The following is a 16,799-nucleotide window of genomic DNA, read 5'->3' on the forward strand; positions in this document are numbered from 1 at the left end:
ATTGCAAATAATAATTTTGTCACTTATTCATTATATAAGAGTTTGATGGGCATTTTAAATTTTTGGCGACAACTTGGTAGAAAATACTTTTGGTCCCACCTGCTATTAGGTGTGGTTGCCACAGGTGTCGGCTTGCCTACAATTTTAAATGCGTTATCAGATTCTCAACATACACAGGTTAACTCTTCTCCAGTTAATCGCCAAAGCCAAGCTGTGAATGCTTTTGACAATTTATTTGCTCAACAGAATTCCCAACGCTCTTCGTCATCATCGTCATCTTATTCAGTAAATTACTGGCAGCAACATGCGGTAAGAAACGTTATTCGGCAGCTAACTTTTGCTTTTTCGGCGACAGAAGACGATGATGTAAACGCTGCAACAGAAGAGACTGAACAGCTTATTGCCCCACAATTGATGTTAGACACGCTGTATGCCATGTTAGCACAGCGTTCACTTCAGTGGGATGAAAGTGTTATTCAATTTAGTCATTATAACTATCCCCATATTATTGCCTATCAACCTGCAATTTGGATTGCTCAAGTACACGGCATTCGTGCCGGCCCGTTAACAGTTTAATCTTCATTCATGGTAAAACAGCTCATCGCTGTGCTGTTTTACGCCATAAAATTTATAAAAATTTAAAGTAATTAATTGATTATTAGAGATTAAAATATGTTAACAAAGATTTTGACCAAAGTTTTTGGTAGCCGTAATGACCGTACGTTGCGCCGCTTACGTAAAGAAGTTGAAAAAATTAACCGTCTTGAACCCGATTTCGAAAAGTTATCTGATGATGAGTTAAAAGCAAAAACGGTGGAATTTCGTGAGCGTTTAACGAAAGGTGAAAGTTTAGAAAGTATCATTCCTGAGGCATTTGCAACTGTTCGTGAAGCAAGTAAACGTGTATTTGGTATGCGTCACTTTGATGTACAGCTTATCGGTGGAATGGTACTGAATGAACGCTGTATCGCAGAAATGCGTACGGGGGAAGGTAAAACTTTAACAGCAACATTACCTGCTTATATCAACGCATTAAGTGGTAAAGGGGTTCACGTAGTTACGGTGAATGATTACTTAGCCAAACGTGATGCTGAAAATAACCGCCCATTATTTGAATTCTTAGGCTTAACTGTGGGTATCAACCTGCCAGGTATGGCTCCGCCTGCAAAACGTGAAGCATATGCGGCAGATATTACTTACGGTACTAATAATGAATTTGGTTTCGACTACCTACGTGACAACATGGCGTTTAGCCCTGAAGAGCGTGTTCAGCGTAAATTGCATTATGCTTTGGTGGATGAGGTTGACTCCATTCTTATCGATGAAGCGCGTACACCACTGATTATTTCAGGTCCTGCAGAAGACAGTTCTGAACTGTACCAAAAAGTTGATAAACTTATTCCATATCTTCAACGTCAAGAGAAAGAAGATTCAGATACTTTCCAAGGGGAAGGCCATTTTTCTGTCGATGAAAAATCGCGTCAAGTGACTATAACTGAACGTGGACTGGTGTTAATCGAAGAGCTTCTAGCAAAAGAAGGTTTAATGGATGAAGGAGAGTCTTTATATTCACCTTCTAACATCATGTTAATGCACCATGTGATGGCGGGCTTACGTGCTCATGCGCTATTTACCTTAGACGTTGATTATATTGTAAAAGACGGTCAAATTGTTATTGTTGATGAACACACCGGCCGTACAATGGAAGGGCGTCGTTGGTCTGACGGCTTACACCAAGCAGTAGAAGCGAAAGAAGGCGTTGAAATTCAAAACGAAAACCAAACCTTGGCTTCAATTACTTTCCAGAACTATTTCCGTTTATATGAAAAGCTTGCAGGTATGACAGGTACTGCGGATACCGAAGCTTTTGAGTTTAGCTCAATTTATAAACTCGATACAATTGTTATCCCAACTAACCGCCCAATGGTGCGTAAAGATTTACCTGACCTCGTTTATATGAACGAAGCTGATAAGTTTGCAGCAATTATTGAAGATATTCGTGAAAGAACTGCCAATGGGCAACCCGTTCTTGTTGGTACAATTTCAATCGAAAAATCCGAATTGATTTCGAATGCGTTGAAAAAAGCTAAAATTGCTCATAATGTTTTGAATGCAAAATTCCATGCAATGGAAGCTGACATCATTGCGAATGCGGGTCAAGCTGGAGCTGTAACGATCGCAACTAATATGGCCGGTCGTGGTACTGACATCATGCTAGGTGGTAGCTGGCAAACTGAGGTTGCTGCATTAGAAGAGCCAACTCAAGAGCAAATTGATGAAATCAAAGCAAACTGGAAAGTTCGCCATGACGCTGTTTTAGCAGCAGGTGGTTTACATATTATTGGTACAGAACGTCATGAGTCACGTCGTATCGATAACCAGTTACGTGGTCGTGCCGGTCGTCAAGGGGATGCGGGTTCATCTCGTTTTTACTTATCAATGGAAGATGCGCTGATGCGTATTTTTGCTTCAGACCGCGTTACTGGCATGATGAAAAAGTTAGGTATGAAGCCGGGTGAAGCGATTGAACACCCATGGGTGACCAAGGCTATTGCTAATGCGCAACGTAAAGTTGAAAGCCGTAACTTTGATATCCGTAAACAATTACTTGAATATGATGATGTTGCAAGTGACCAACGTCGTGCGATTTATACTCAGCGTAATGAACTACTGGATGGCGGTGATATTAAAGAAACGGTTGATAGCATTCGTGAAGATGTATTAACCACAACGATGGATGCCTATATTCCACCTCAATCACTTGAAGAAATGTGGGATATCGAAGGACTACATCAGCGTTTAGTCAATGATTTTGACCTCGATTTACCAATCAAAGAGTGGTTAGATAAAGAGCCAGAGTTACACGAAGAAACATTACGTGAACGTATTATGGCAAAAGCGATTGAAGTTTATGATCGTAAAGAAGAAATTGTTGGCGCGGAAGCGATGCGTAATTTCGAAAAAGGTGTCATGTTGCAAACATTAGACACGTTATGGAAAGAGCACTTAGCGTCAATGGATTACTTACGCCAAGGTATTCATTTGCGTGGTTATGCGCAAAAAGATCCTAAGCAAGAATACAAACGTGAATCTTTCAGTATGTTTGCTAACATGCTTGAAGCATTGAAATATGAAGTGATTAGTACTTTATCTAAGGTACAAGTTCGTTTACCTGAAGAGGTTGAAGCATTAGAACAACAGCGTCGTGAAGAAGCTGAGCGTTTAGCGAAGAGGCAACAATTAAGCCATGAAGCGGGCGCTGAATCTTTAATGACTGAAACCGAAGCTAAAATTGCAACCCAAGGTCACAAAATTGGCCGTAATGACCCTTGTCCTTGTGGTTCGGGTAAAAAATACAAGCAATGCCATGGCCGTTTAAATTAATTTACTATTAACTCATTAATATAAAAAAGGCGGGGTAACCCGCCTTTTTGACGAAAAAATTATGGAAAAAAAACATTTGCATATCGCGGCTGGGATTATTCGTAACCCCGAGCAAAAAATTTTTATTACTAAACGACCAGAAGGCACGCATATGGCTGGTTTTTGGGAATTTCCCGGTGGGAAACTTGAAGTTAATGAATCTCCTGAAGCCGCTTTAATTCGCGAACTTGAAGAAGAAGTTGGAATTGTAGTGACTAAGAACGAGTTATTTCATCGGGTTGACCATGAGTTTGATGACCGTTTCATTACACTCTATTTTTTTATGGTATCTTCATGGGAAAATGAACCGTATGGCAGAGAAGGGCAGGATTTGCGTTGGGTTTCTCAGCATGAGCTTAAAGCTGAAGAATTTCCCCCAGCAAACCGTATCATTGTTGATTTATTAACACAGAGAAGTGATCAACATAATAGCTGATAATGATATTAAGTGGAAAATACACAATAATATATTTTCCACTTAATTTACGATGTCACGACTTATACATTATTTATCTGGTTGTTCACTCCAGTCATCGCTGTCAGAAATATCCCCTTGACTCGCAATTCGTTTTTCTTCACTAGCCCATTCACCAAGGTCAATAAGTTGACAACGCTTACTACAAAATGGCCGGAACGGGCTATTTTCATTCCAAACAACTATTTTTTTACATGTAGGGCAATTAACTTCAATGATTTCACTCATAAAAATATTTCTCTAGCTAGCAACAGGATAACTCAAAATTAATAATATCGGGGAGTATACCATTCTCACTGTCGATATGTAGAAAACGTAGTGCGAATCGTGTTTTGTGGCCAGAGATTTGTGGGTATACCAAGTGTTCTGCAGTTAACTTGATGCGTAGTAGTTCTTTACCTTCTACGTTGTCTTGATAAAAACCATTATGAGACTCTTTTTGTTCAAAGATTCCATTTTGCCGAATTAGTGTTAGAACAGCTTGCAATGCATCATTGAGTGGGTCGAGGCTTTGCAACCAGCCACTAATGACCTTGTCTCGTTCAGTTTGTGGAATATTTAACCAAAGTTGTAAAGTCGGTAGGTCGAAACTACAACAGCCACCAGGAATACTCAAACGTTGGCGTACCATACTAATAATTTTATCTGTACGTAGATGGTGGCCAAAGCGTGCTGCGGACATTAAATTGGATGTTGTTTCTGATAATTGTTTTAGTAATGTAGATATTAATTGGTTATCAGCGTTAGGAGCTTCTGCCCAATTAGATAGCCGAGTTCGTTGTTTTTCTAGTTCTTTTATAAGCTCAGAACGAACCTCTCCTCTATCTAGGATTTCAATTAATTCTGAAACTGAGCGAAAAAAAGCAATACCAGTAGAGTAGGAGGTAATATTACTTAACTCATAAATTTGAGATAAAAGTGTTTCAAGGCGCAACCACGAACGAATTTTTTCATTCATTGGGTATTCATAAGTAATTAAATTTGTTGTAATTAATTCGCCCATTTTAATTCCTATTTTTTTATTCTTGCTAGTGTTAAGTACTGGTTATGAAGAATTGCTACCTTGTCAGAGAGATCCGTGCCATGAGTATGGTTTGTTATTATATCGTTGGCATGACTAAGTCGTTTTTCACGACTAACTTGTGCATTAAGTATATTAGTTACTTGTTCTAAACTGGTCTTATCTCTTTTTAGGGTTCGTTGAATTTGTTCTTCGACAGTAACATCAACAACTAATACCCTATCAGCCAAATGATGAATATTATTTTCAATTAATAAAGGGACTACCCATAATACATAAGGGTAATCTATTTGTTGAAATTGTTTTTGCGTTTCTTGTTGAATCAATGGATGAAGTAGAGCATTCAGCCACTTTTTTTCATCGGGCTTAGAAAAAATAATGTCTCGTAAGCGTTGCCTATCTAGGCACCCGTTGGGAAGAATAATATCTTCACCGAAGTGATATCTAATACTTTCAAGGGCTGGGCTGTCAGGCTCAACAACCTGTCGTGCAATCACATCGGCATCAACTAGGGGGACTCCAAGTTTAGCAAACTCGTTTGCAACTGTTGTTTTACCACTTCCAATACCACCTGTTAAAGCAACTATATAAGGCATATGATTATTCATTTACTCGTTGAAAAAAAATAGATTACACTGAAATAAATCATTTGTCTTCATCCAAAGTAATATACTGTGAATAGTTTAAAAAAATATTATATAAAGTTGTTAGGATAAAATGTAATATTCATATCCACATGAAATTATTTATAGTTCAGTTATAACGTTACCTAAATTAAATATCGGTAGATACATTGCTAACATGATCATACCTACTAGGATGGCAATTAAAAGGAGTAAAATAGGTTCAATATTTTTTAGGTTTTTTTCAGTAATAAAAATATATTGCTCTGAATAATATTTGAATAAATACTTTGAAAAGTAGTGTATTTTTCCAGATTCTTCTGCAATAGACATTAGCTGTACAGATAAATCAGGAAAGAACTTGGTTTTCTTCATAGCATGGGACAGTAACTCTCCTTTATGTACCGATATATGCACGTGTTCACAGTCTTTTTTATATTGATGGTTATTGATAGTTTGAATTGTGCATTTTAAACATTCGGATAATGATAACCCTACGTTAATTGTTGAGTGCATCGTTAAAAAATACAAACTTAAGTTATGGAGTTGTAATGATTTTTTGAATATCGGTAGGTGAATTATTGTGTTTTTTAATAAAGATAATGTTTTTTCTTTGAATTTAAATACGAGAGGGAGAGAAAGTAAAAGAAAAGAAAATAAGTAAACTAAGTACTCTCTTAGAAAGCTTGAAATAAAGGTTATGATTTTTGTAACGAGAGGTAATTCGTGTTTGGTATTTTGATAGATGTTTTCAAATTGAGGAACTACATAGACCATCATAATGATTAATAACATTATTGAAAATGAAGAAAGAATTATTGGGTATCGTATCGATTTACTGATGAGTAAAGACACTTTATTATTATGATCCAATATTGAATTGATTGTACTAAAACTTTGTTCGTATTGCCCTGTTTTCTCGGCAATGGTAATAATGCTTATTATAGTATCATTAAATATTGTTGGGTGCTTCTTCAAATACTGTGAAAACTTCTCTCCTTTTTCTATATGAACTATCGAGTTTTCAATAATATCAATCCAAAAAGGAAGTTGGCAGTTGGTATGTAATATTTTTAAGCATTGTACGAGATTAATACCTGATGATGATAATAAAGATAACTGGTGGAAGAAATGAATTCGATAATTAATATTCTTTTTGTCCAATGAAAATAATGTTTTTAACTTTATTTGTACAGGAATTAAATTTCTTTCAGATATGTTGATGAATGCATGTTTTTTGCTTTTTGCTATTAATGTGCTGTATGTTAGTTGATTGTTAAAATCAATGGCGATATATGAATAAATAAACATGTTAATTTACTCCATTTCCGATGATAGAATAGATTTCTTGGAGAGTTGTCTCACTCATTTCAACGAGCTCTATTCCTGCATTAAAAAGGTTAACAAAATTACTTTGATTTTCTAATGTATTTTTTGTCAGTATTTCGCTAATATTGCTTTGATCTATATATTCATAAACTGCGGTTCTTCCCATAAAACCAGAAAAACATAGCTCACACCCCTTTGAGGACCATTCATTAATTACACAGTTATTGTGTAATTTAGTTTTCTTAGGTGTTTTTTCTTTGCAGTGAGGGCAAAGTTTTCTTACTAATCTTTGTGCAATAACCATTTTCAAACATGATTTAAGTTGACTATTTTCTACTCCTAATTGGTTCATTCTCTCTATTGCACTGAATGTACAATTGGTATGCAATGTCGACAAAACTAGATGGCCAGTTTGCGCAGCTCGAGTCGCGATCTTAGCTGTTTCTTCATCACGAATCTCACCGATCATAATGACATCAGGGTCTTGTCGCAGTAGCGCCCTTAAAATAGAAGAAAAATTAAGTTTATATTTTTCATTGACTTGAGTTTGGTTGATTCCTTGTAATGGAATTTCAATTGGGTCTTCAATGGTTGTTATATTTCTTGAGGACTGATTTAAATATTCTAAGTAGCTATAAAGAGTTACTGTTTTACCGCTTCCTGTCGGCCCTGTGACTAAAATTAATCCTTGTGGACGATTTAAATACTCTTTTAATAACTCTAGAAGGGAAGAGCACATCCCTATGTGCTCTAAAGAATATTTTAATTGTGTATTTAAAATACGTAAGACCAATTTTTCCCCATGAATTGTCGGAATACTCGAAAGACGGATGCTATAGTTTTGTCCATCAAAGTACCAACTCATTTGGCCATCTTGTGGAAGTCTTTTCTCCGCGATATTCATTTTTGCCAATATTTTTATACGAGCAATAATTTCACTATTAATTTCGTAAGGTGGAGAAGGAATAAAATATAACTTTCCATCGACACGTAATCGAATTTTTAACCCTTGCTTAGTCGGCTCAAGGTGTATATCTGATGAGCGTTTATGAACCGCTGTTTTTAATAGCTCCTCAACAAAACTAATCGCAGGAGATGAAGTGCGTAATAGTTCGGGTTCTGGAGATTGATAACTACTTTCTTCCTCCTTTATTTCATGTATTGTATTATTAAAATAATGGTCTATTTTTTCTTTTGGCCAAATATCATAGCATACAGGGACACTAGCAATAAATTTTAATGTGGCGATCAAGTTGTCATCTGGTTTTTTAACAACAGCTATAGATAACCGTTTTTGATTATAATCGATGATTATAATGTAATTTCTATCACATATACTCTTAAGTTCTTTATAAATAAACTGCTCGTTTTTAGTCATGTTCATATAAATACTTCCAGTTAAAACACAAAGGTTTTATTACATAATGACTTCAATTTGGCATTATCTTTGTTTTCGCAAACAACTGTCCAATTAAAGGGGTTACCTATGCTAGGAAGGGTTGGTGTTAATGTGACTTTTAAGCCTGATAATGATTTGTCAGTAGAAAATGTAATAACCCCAGATTTAATTTCTATTTTACTAATGTATTTTCCAGTTATATTGGTAGGGATATCATCATTACCTCCATTACATTGTGATAAACTCCCTCGATTAAAGCTACATATTTCAACACTGTTTTTATATGGGATAACAGTCTGGAGTACATCAGTAATTGCTGCTTTTTGCATATAGCTTTGATAGCCAGGGATAGCAATAGCACTTAGAATTGATATAATTGCAATTACTACCATAATTTCAATGAGTGAAAATCCTTGTTGATTCATAAATAAAACCTCCGTTGTTAAGTGAGGTTTCATCATAATTATATTTTTAAGTTAAAATTAGAGTTTCAAAAAGGTAGTGCGAAACGATTTGTGATTTTTTATTGAAATGTACGTGGGGTTTCATTTTTCTTCGAGCAGCTTCGCAAAAAAATAATAAAGAAAAATAGAGGCTGGAGTTCAGTTATAAATTAAGAGAAGATAAGTTTATCTATTTTGCATTAGCGGGTAAATTGAATAAAGATATTATCCGCTAATAATTATAAAGTTAACAATTGTTTAATTTATTCTTATAATATCCCCAATCAAAAAATGGGCCGGGATCCGTTTTACGACCAGGAGCTATATTACTATGACCAGTAATATTATTTTTAATTAGTGGGTATTCAAGTATAAGTAAATTAGTTAAATAAGTAAGGGATTGATATTGTTCTTCTGTAAATGGTTCAAAATCAGTGCCTTCTAGCTCAATACCAATAGAAAAGTCGTTACATTTTTCTTGGCCTTGGTAGGAAGACTGCCCAGCGTGCCAAGCCCGTAAATGAAAGGGGACATATTGAATGATTGCACCATCACGGCGTATTAGGCAATGAGCTGAAACTCGAAGATGTCTGATTTCATTAAAAAATGGGTGTTCATCAGGGTTTAAAGTCCCTGTAAATAATTGGTTTATATAAGGGCCACCAAATTGACCTGGAGGAAGGCTGATATTATGAATAACTAGAAGAGAAGGTATGGTATTAGAGGGGCGCTCATCATGATGTGGAGAAGGGATATGAGTCACATTATTTAGCCAACCATTGTGTATTTTCATATCGTTATCCATAGTATTCTCTTTTCTTTTTTGTTAACACTCGTTATCTGCGAACGAAAAGATTAGCATAGATGAAACAAAGCGAGTGCATATTTTGGAGTTAAAATGACTATACGGCGATATGATGAACAACAAAGACGTAAAATGCTTCTTGAGCGGTTACAGGTTGACATTCCTTTTATGGTCAGTGTTGCTTTGAAAGAAGATTTAGGTCAATCTGTTGATTATAAAAAAGATATTACTGGTCAGCTGTTAAATGTAGGTACACAAGCGAGTGCTCGAATTATTACTCGTGAACATGGCGTTTTCTGTGGGAAACAATGGTTAGATGAAGTTTTTCTTCAACTTGGTGGGCAAGTCAACATTGATTGGAAAGTTCAAGATGGTGAAACCGTTACCCCTAACCAAGTTCTCTGTGAGATGCATGGCCCATCACAAATTTTATTAACAGGTGAACGCACCTCTTTGAATTTCATTCAAACGCTTTCTTCTGTTTCAAGTATAACTGCCGAATATGTAAAACAAATCACAGGTACAAGAGCGAAGTTACTTGATACCCGTAAAACTATCCCTGGTTTAAGAACCGCTTTAAAATATGCGGTATTGATGGGGGGAGGGTTTAATCATCGTCTAGGTTTATCGGATGCTTACTTAATAAAAGAAAACCATATTATATCCGCAGGTTCAGTCGAACGAGCGGTTGAATTAGCGCGTAGCGCCCATCCGGATGTCCCAATTGAAATTGAAGTAGAAAGCTTAGATGAGCTATTACGAGCTTTAAAAGCGAATGCTGATATCATTATGTTGGATAATTTTACTCCAGTTATGATGAAAGAAGCGGTAGTGTTAACGGCAGGAAAAGCGGCACTTGAAGTTTCTGGCGATGTCACATTAGAAACGATAAAAGAGTTCGCAGAAACAGGGGTTGATTTTATTTCTGTTGGGGCGCTAACCAAACATATTAAAGCCATGGATTTGTCTATGCGTTTTATTGATAAGAATAGGTAAGTGATCTGGTTAATACACTCAGGGTGCCTTAACTGGGCTCATTAATCTTAGTGTTATTGATGAGACCTATACATTAGTCACCTATTTACGTTAATGCGTTAAATAGGTGACTAACATCTGACTCACTCGTTACCAAATTGTATTTTGGCATTGATTTAACTATTTAATGGGTTACAACGAAATATTTTGTAGCTCCTAGCTAATCGAATCTCGAAACCTTATCGCATTTTCCGTGCCACCTATAAATTGAAACATTACAGTGCTATTTTATTTTCGACATCAATTTTATTCTAAAATAATAGATAGGCTTGAGTGTAATTTAATCAATGAAATTTGAGTTAAATTTAAAACCACTTGTAATTTTAACATTTAATTAACGTTGTTGTGTTCCAAACGAGTAAAGACTGCAATTAATGAGTTAATTTGATTTTAAATGCACTTGTTTTAAATTTAAATTCATTATATTGGTTGCTTTAACGGTTCAGTTTTTGCATTTTAGCATAAAAAATCGTTTTTAATGTTAAAATTTGTCATGTCAAATTGCATATTAAGTTATCAATTCATGCTAAATTTTAAAAAAAATTGTTAAGATTTGCAGGATTTTATGATTTAGCGCAAGGTCTTTATGGACAGATAGTGAATACTTTGTTACTTTATTAACCCATAAATAAATTGGTATTACCAATTAACACTGGGTAATACGTAATCAATAATTACTCACTCATGAATATGGCAGATTATGACTTACGGTAAAATTCGCCAACCAAAGTTATCAGATGTAATAGAGCAGCGTCTCGAACATCTTATTTTCGAAGGGACATTACGCCCTGGCGAAAAGCTGCCTCCTGAGCGCGAACTTGCAAAACAGTTTGACGTATCTCGACCATCAGTGCGTGAAGCAATTCAAACATTAGAGGCGAAAGGCCTTTTATCTCGCCGCCAAGGTGGCGGAACATTCGTGCAAAAGAAAATGTGGCAAAGCTTTAGTGACCCTTTAGCTCAGCTACTTGAAGGCAATCCAGAATCTCAATTCGATCTTCTTGAAACTCGTCATGCCCTTGAAGGTATTGCTGCGTATTACGCGGCACTCCGTGGTACAGATGAAGATCTCGAACGGATTCGCCAAAGCTATGAATTAATTAAGACAGCGCAAGAAAATGGCGGATTAGAAGCAGAGTCAGATGCAGTATTACAATATCAATTAATTGTCACTGAAGCTGCTCATAACGTCGTTTTGCTACATCTATTGCGTTGTATGATCCCTATGTTAGAACAAAATATTCGGCAGAACTTTGAGTTCTTATATACCCGTAAAGAAATGTATAAAGCAGTTAGTGAACATCGAGCACAAATTTTTGCCGCTATAATGGCAAGAGAACCAGAAAAAGCACGTGAAGCTTCTCATCGCCATTTAGCCTTTATTGAAGATTTACTGTTGGATATTAGCCGAGAGCAAACTCGCAGAGAACGTTCTTTACGTCGGTTACAGCAACATCCTGATTTGAATTGATAATATAGATCCTGACTGCTGCGTCTATATTATTGTGAATACTCTAATTGAGAGTTAAAGCGGCAACTACATCAGGGCCTATCTTCCCGCTGTTTTATAGCGACTGGGAAAATAGCAGGAAGATAGGCTCCACATAAACATATAAAATAGATAACAGATAAGGAATACACCATGTCAGATATGTTAAAAAATGACGTGGATCCGATTGAAACTCGCGACTGGCTACAGGCGATTGAATCGGTCATCCGTGAAGAAGGTGTTGATCGTGCTCAGTTTATTATCGAACAGGTATTAAGCGAAGCGCGTAAAGGCGGTGTTAATATTGCCGCTGGTGCATCTGGTCATTCTGATTACATCAACACAATTGCTGTTGAAGATGAGCCGGCATACCCTGGTAACATGGATTTAGAGCGCCGTATTCGCTCTGCAATTCGTTGGAACGCAGTGATGACTGTTTTACGCGCTTCCAAAAAAGACTTAGAACTGGGTGGCCATATGGCTTCTTTCCAGTCATCAGCAACTTTATATGAAGTGTGCTTTAACCACTTCTTCCGTGCGCATAATAACAATGACGGCGGGGACTTAGTCTTCTTCCAAGGCCACATCTCTCCAGGTATTTACGCACGTGCGTTCTTGGAAGGCCGCTTAACTGAAGAGCAAATGAACAACTTCCGTCAAGAAATTGGTGGAAATGGTCTGTCTTCTTATCCACACCCTAAATTAATGCCTGATTTCTGGCAGTTCCCTACTGTATCAATGGGTCTGGGTCCAATTAATGCTATTTATCAAGCGAAATTCCTGAAATACCTTGATAACCGCGGACTGAAAGATACATCAGCTCAGCGCGTATATGCATTCCTTGGTGATGGTGAGATGGATGAGCCAGAGTCTAAAGGTGCAATTACTATCGCAACTCGCGATAAATTAGATAACTTAGTATTTGTTATCAACTGTAACCTGCAACGTTTAGATGGACCAGTTACAGGTAATGGTAAAATTGTTAATGAACTAGAAGGTATCTTTAATGGTGCTGGCTGGCAAGTTATCAAAGTTATGTGGGGCGACCGTTGGGATGAATTACTGCGTAAAGACACAAGCGGTAAACTTGTTCAATTAATGAACGAAACCTTAGATGGTGACTACCAAACCTTTAAATCACGTGACGGTGCATACGTTCGTGAGCACTTCTTTAATCGTTACCCAGAAACTGCAGCATTAGTTAAAGATATGACTGATGATGAAATTTGGGCACTGAACCGTGGTGGTCACGATCCGAAGAAAGTGTATGCTGCATTCAAAAAAGCACAAGAAACTAAAGGTAAACCAACTGTTATTTTAGCGCAAACCATCAAAGGTTATGGTATGGGCGAAACTGCAGAAGGTAAAAACATTGCTCACCAAGTGAAGAAAATGAACATGGATGGCGTTCGTCATTTCCGTGATCAATTCAATGTACCCGTTGCTGATGAGCAAATTGAAAAACTGCCATACATTACGTTTGAAAAAGATTCCGAAGAGTACAAATATCTGCATGAGCGCCGTCAAGCGTTAGGTGGTTATTTGCCAGCTCGTCGTTCAACCTTTGATGAAAAATTGGATATCCCTGCACTGGCAGATTTCAGCCAATTATTGGAAGAGCAATCTAAAGAAATTTCAACAACTATCGCGTTCGTTCGTGCGTTGAACGTTATGTTGAAAAACAAATCGATCAAAGAGCGTTTAGTACCAATCATCGCTGATGAAGCACGTACATTTGGTATGGAAGGTCTATTCCGTCAAATCGGTATCTATAGCCCTAAAGGCCAGCAATATACTCCGCAAGACCGTGAGCAAGTTGCTTACTATAAAGAAGACTCTAAAGGTCAAATTCTGCAAGAAGGTATCAATGAGCTGGGAGCAGGTTCTTCTTGGTTAGCGGCTGCGACATCATACAGCACTAACAACTTGCCGATGATCCCATTCTATATCTACTACTCAATGTTTGGTTTCCAACGTATTGGTGACTTGATGTGGGCAGCGGGTGACCAACAAGCACGCGGTTTCTTAATTGGTGGTACTTCCGGCCGTACAACCCTGAATGGTGAAGGTCTACAGCATGAAGATGGCCATAGCCATATTCAATCACTGACTATCCCTAACTGTATTTCTTATGACCCAGCTTTCGCTTACGAAGTTGCGGTGATCATGCAAGACGGCTTAGAGCGTATGTACGGTGAGAAACAAGAAAACGTTTACTACTACATCACGACGCTGAATGAAAACTACCACATGCCAGCAATGCCAGAAGGCGTAGAAGAAGGTATCCGTAAAGGTATCTATAAACTGGCTTCTGTTGAAGGTAGCAAAGGTAAAGTTCAGCTGTTAGGTTCAGGTTCAATGATGCGTCACGTGCGTGAAGCCGCTGACATCTTGTCTGCTGAGTATGGAATCGGTTCTGATGTCTATAGCGTGACTTCATTCACTGAATTGGCACGTGATGGCCAAGATTGTGAGCGTTGGAACATGCTGCACCCATCTGAAGCACCACGTGTTCCATACATTGCTCAAGTTATGAATGATGCACCAGCAGTTGCATCAACTGACTATATGAAACTGTTTGCAGAACAAGTTCGTACTTATGTTCCTGCAAGTGATTACCGTGTTCTGGGTACAGATGGTTTCGGTCGTTCAGACAGTCGTGAAAACCTGCGTCACCACTTTGAAGTGGATACATCCTATGTGATCGTTGCAGCGTTAGGTGAATTAGCTAAACGTGGTGAGATTGATGTAAAAGTCGTTGAAGAAGCGATTAAAAAATACAACATCAACCCAGATAAAGTTAACCCACGTTTGGCATAAGAGGTAAAAATCAATGTCTATTGAAATCCAAGTGCCTGATATCGGTGCTGATGAAGTTGAAGTCACCGAAGTGATGGTTAAAGTTGGCGACAAAGTAGAAGCTGAGCAATCGCTTATTACCGTTGAAGGTGATAAAGCTTCTATGGAAGTCCCATCTCCACAAGCGGGGGTGGTAAAAGAAATTAAAATTGCTGTTGGCGATAAAGTGACAACAGGCAAATTAATCATGGTATTCGAAGCGGAGGCGGGTGCAGCAGCTCCTGCACCTGCAGAAGCCCCTACAGCTCCAGCGGCAGCGCCAAGCGCAGCTGCATCTAAAGATGTTGCTGTTCCAGATATCGGTGGCGATGAAGTTGAAGTTACTGAAATTATGGTTAAAGTCGGTGACAAAGTAGAAGCTGAGCAATCTTTAATTACTGTTGAAGGTGACAAAGCTTCAATGGAAGTTCCTGCACCATTTGCTGGAACGGTTAAAGAAATCAAAATTGCAACCGGTGATAAAGTTAAAACCGGCTCATTGATTATGGTCTTTGAAGTTGCAGGCGCAGCACCTGCGGCGGCTCCAGCTGCACAAGCTGCTGCACCAGCGGCTCCAGCAGCATCAGCAATTAAAGATGTTAACGTTCCAGATATCGGTGGTGATGAAGTTGAAGTCACTGAAGTCATGGTAAAAGTGGGTGATACCGTTTCTGCTGAGCAATCAATCATTACCGTTGAAGGTGACAAAGCGTCAATGGAAGTTCCTGCGCCATTTGCTGGAACAGTTAAAGAAATCAAGATTGCGACTGGCGATAAAGTGAAAACTGGCTCGCTGATCATGACTTTTGAAGTGGCAGGTGCAGCGCCTGCAGCGGCTCCAGCAGCTCAACCGTCTGCTCCGGCTCCAGCGGCAGCTCCTGCACAAGCAGCGCCAGCGAAAGCAACTGACAGCAAAACTGAATTTGTTGAAAACGACGCATATATCCATGCAACACCGGTTATTCGCCGCTTAGCGCGTGAATTTGGTGTTAACTTAGCGAAAGTTAAAGGTACAGGTCGTAAGGGCCGTATCCTGCGTGAAGACGTTCAAGCTTACGTGAAAGATGCCGTAAAACGTGCGGAAGCTCCTGCAGCTGCGGGTGGTGGTTTACCAGGTATGCTGCCATGGCCGAAAGTGGATTACAGTAAATTCGGTGAAGTTGAAGAAGTTGAACTGGGTCGTATCCAAAAAATCTCTGGTGCTAACCTGAGCCGTAACTGGGTAATGATCCCGCACGTTACGCTGATGGAAGAAGTGGATACCACTGAAGTTGAAGAATTCCGTAAGCAACAAAACAAAGAAGCTGAGAAGAAAAAACTGGATGTGAAAATCACACCATTAGTTTTTGTCATGAAAGCTGTTGCTCGTGCTCTGGAAGAAATGCCACGCTTTAATAGCTCCATTTCTGAAGATGCACAGCGTCTGTTCCTGAAAAAATATATTAACATCGGTATTGCCGTAGATACTCCAAATGGCTTAGTTGTTCCTGTCTTCAAAGACGTTAACAAAAAAGGCATTTTAGAGCTATCTCGCGAACTGATGGAAGTTTCTAAGAAAGCGCGTGCAGGTAAACTGACTGCGTCTGATATGCAAGGTGGTTGCTTCACGATTTCAAGCCTTGGTGGTATCGGAACTACCGGTTTTGCACCTATCGTGAATGCACCAGAAGTTGCAATTATGGGACTGTCACGTTCTTCAATGAAACCTGTTTGGAATGGTAGCGAATTTGTTCCTCGCCTAATCCTGCCAATGTCACTGTCCTTTGACCATCGTGTAATCGATGGTGCTGATGGAGCTCGCTTCATCACCCTAGTAGGGCAATTAATGAGCGATATTCGCCGTTTAGTGATGTAAATAATAAGACCGGCGAATAGGCCGGTCTGTTTTATTTAGGCTGAGGCAGAATTTTTTGCTGCTG

At 38.3% G+C, this 16,799-nt stretch carries 14 protein-coding genes; 7 read left to right on the forward strand and 7 right to left on the reverse strand.

Features of this window, described 5'->3' with window-relative positions; all coding sequences use genetic code 11:
* The first annotated feature begins 45 nt into the window (after nt 1–45).
* From secM to mutT, 3 genes are all read left to right on the forward strand, one after another.
* On the forward strand, nt 46–576 hold the full coding sequence (gene secM / locus PSF31_RS14455) for a secA translation cis-regulator SecM (RefSeq protein ID WP_094961382.1): 531 nt from the start codon (nt 46–48) through the stop codon (nt 574–576).
* Nucleotides 577–672: 96 nt separating this feature from the next.
* Nucleotides 673–3,384 (forward strand): preprotein translocase subunit SecA, encoded by a 2,712-nt coding sequence (secA, locus tag PSF31_RS14460; protein ID WP_004262013.1) that lies wholly within the window; start codon nt 673–675, stop codon nt 3,382–3,384.
* A 61-nt stretch (nt 3,385–3,445) separates the two neighbouring features.
* On the forward strand, nt 3,446–3,859 hold the full coding sequence (mutT, locus tag PSF31_RS14465) for an 8-oxo-dGTP diphosphatase MutT (RefSeq protein ID WP_164561170.1): 414 nt from the start codon (nt 3,446–3,448) through the stop codon (nt 3,857–3,859).
* A gap of 69 nt (nt 3,860–3,928) precedes the next feature.
* Here the strand turns inward: mutT and yacG are convergent, their stop codons facing one another.
* From yacG to ampD, 7 genes are all read right to left on the reverse strand, one after another.
* Nucleotides 3,929–4,126 carry a DNA gyrase inhibitor YacG gene (yacG, locus tag PSF31_RS14470; protein WP_004262008.1) on the reverse strand — a complete coding sequence of 66 codons (198 nt, stop codon included), beginning with the start codon at nt 4,124–4,126 and terminating at the stop codon, nt 3,929–3,931.
* Nucleotides 4,127–4,142: 16 nt separating this feature from the next.
* On the reverse strand, nt 4,143–4,901 hold the full coding sequence (gene zapD, locus PSF31_RS14475) for a cell division protein ZapD (RefSeq protein WP_004262007.1): 759 nt from the start codon (nt 4,899–4,901) through the stop codon (nt 4,143–4,145).
* 8 nt (nt 4,902–4,909) lie between these two features.
* Complete coding sequence (gene coaE, locus PSF31_RS14480) at nt 4,910–5,515, reverse strand: dephospho-CoA kinase (protein WP_164561169.1); 606 nt, start codon at nt 5,513–5,515, stop codon at nt 4,910–4,912.
* Nucleotides 5,516–5,665: 150 nt separating this feature from the next.
* Nucleotides 5,666–6,853 carry a type II secretion system F family protein gene (locus PSF31_RS14485; RefSeq protein ID WP_004262003.1) on the reverse strand — a complete coding sequence of 396 codons (1,188 nt, stop codon included), beginning with the start codon at nt 6,851–6,853 and terminating at the stop codon, nt 5,666–5,668.
* Nucleotide 6,854: 1 nt separating this feature from the next.
* Nucleotides 6,855–8,255, reverse strand: coding sequence for an ATPase, T2SS/T4P/T4SS family (locus PSF31_RS14490; RefSeq protein WP_004262001.1), 1,401 nt, complete (start codon nt 8,253–8,255; stop codon nt 6,855–6,857).
* Nucleotides 8,256–8,269: 14 nt separating this feature from the next.
* The gene (ppdD, locus tag PSF31_RS14495) at nt 8,270–8,695 is read right to left on the reverse strand and encodes a prepilin peptidase-dependent pilin (RefSeq protein ID WP_096863181.1); all 426 of its coding nucleotides are present in this window, start codon (nt 8,693–8,695) and stop codon (nt 8,270–8,272) included.
* Nucleotides 8,696–8,960: 265 nt separating this feature from the next.
* The gene (gene ampD, locus PSF31_RS14500) at nt 8,961–9,506 is read right to left on the reverse strand and encodes a 1,6-anhydro-N-acetylmuramyl-L-alanine amidase AmpD (protein ID WP_096863313.1); all 546 of its coding nucleotides are present in this window, start codon (nt 9,504–9,506) and stop codon (nt 8,961–8,963) included.
* A gap of 105 nt (nt 9,507–9,611) precedes the next feature.
* Between ampD and nadC the strand changes: the two genes are divergently transcribed.
* From nadC to aceF, 4 genes are all read left to right on the forward strand, one after another.
* Nucleotides 9,612–10,514 (forward strand): carboxylating nicotinate-nucleotide diphosphorylase, encoded by a 903-nt coding sequence (nadC, locus tag PSF31_RS14505; RefSeq protein ID WP_094961373.1) that lies wholly within the window; start codon nt 9,612–9,614, stop codon nt 10,512–10,514.
* A 739-nt stretch (nt 10,515–11,253) separates the two neighbouring features.
* Nucleotides 11,254–12,024 (forward strand): pyruvate dehydrogenase complex transcriptional repressor PdhR, encoded by a 771-nt coding sequence (pdhR, locus tag PSF31_RS14510; RefSeq protein ID WP_004261987.1) that lies wholly within the window; start codon nt 11,254–11,256, stop codon nt 12,022–12,024.
* 171 nt (nt 12,025–12,195) lie between these two features.
* Nucleotides 12,196–14,862: a pyruvate dehydrogenase (acetyl-transferring), homodimeric type gene (gene aceE, locus PSF31_RS14515; protein WP_004261984.1), complete on the forward strand. Its 2,667-nt coding sequence runs from the start codon at nt 12,196–12,198 to the stop codon at nt 14,860–14,862.
* A 13-nt stretch (nt 14,863–14,875) separates the two neighbouring features.
* A complete protein-coding gene (gene aceF / locus PSF31_RS14520; RefSeq protein WP_004261981.1) occupies nt 14,876–16,735 on the forward strand; it encodes a pyruvate dehydrogenase complex dihydrolipoyllysine-residue acetyltransferase in 1,860 nt (619 codons plus the stop codon).
* The last annotated feature ends 64 nt before the right edge of the window (nt 16,736–16,799 follow it).

It is taken from the genome of Providencia sp. PROV156, assembly GCF_028480905.1.
Taxonomy (GTDB): domain Bacteria; phylum Pseudomonadota; class Gammaproteobacteria; order Enterobacterales; family Enterobacteriaceae; genus Providencia; species Providencia hangzhouensis.

Coding starts and splice junctions, on each gene's coding strand:
- nadC (WP_094961373.1), top strand. CDS start 9,612: ATGACTATACGGCGATATGATGAACAACAAAGACGTAAAATGCTTCTT.
- aceF (WP_004261981.1), top strand. CDS start 14,876: ATGTCTATTGAAATCCAAGTGCCTGATATCGGTGCTGATGAAGTTGAA.
- coaE (WP_164561169.1), bottom strand. CDS start 5,515: ATGCCTTATATAGTTGCTTTAACAGGTGGTATTGGAAGTGGTAAAACA.
- zapD (WP_004262007.1), bottom strand. CDS start 4,901: ATGGGCGAATTAATTACAACAAATTTAATTACTTATGAATACCCAATG.
- PSF31_RS14485 (WP_004262003.1), bottom strand. CDS start 6,853: ATGTTTATTTATTCATATATCGCCATTGATTTTAACAATCAACTAACA.
- secM (WP_094961382.1), top strand. CDS start 46: ATGGGCATTTTAAATTTTTGGCGACAACTTGGTAGAAAATACTTTTGG.
- secA (WP_004262013.1), top strand. CDS start 673: ATGTTAACAAAGATTTTGACCAAAGTTTTTGGTAGCCGTAATGACCGT.
- aceE (WP_004261984.1), top strand. CDS start 12,196: ATGTCAGATATGTTAAAAAATGACGTGGATCCGATTGAAACTCGCGAC.
- mutT (WP_164561170.1), top strand. CDS start 3,446: ATGGAAAAAAAACATTTGCATATCGCGGCTGGGATTATTCGTAACCCC.
- yacG (WP_004262008.1), bottom strand. CDS start 4,126: ATGAGTGAAATCATTGAAGTTAATTGCCCTACATGTAAAAAAATAGTT.
- ppdD (WP_096863181.1), bottom strand. CDS start 8,695: ATGAATCAACAAGGATTTTCACTCATTGAAATTATGGTAGTAATTGCA.
- PSF31_RS14490 (WP_004262001.1), bottom strand. CDS start 8,255: ATGAACATGACTAAAAACGAGCAGTTTATTTATAAAGAACTTAAGAGT.
- ampD (WP_096863313.1), bottom strand. CDS start 9,506: ATGAAAATACACAATGGTTGGCTAAATAATGTGACTCATATCCCTTCT.
- pdhR (WP_004261987.1), top strand. CDS start 11,254: ATGACTTACGGTAAAATTCGCCAACCAAAGTTATCAGATGTAATAGAG.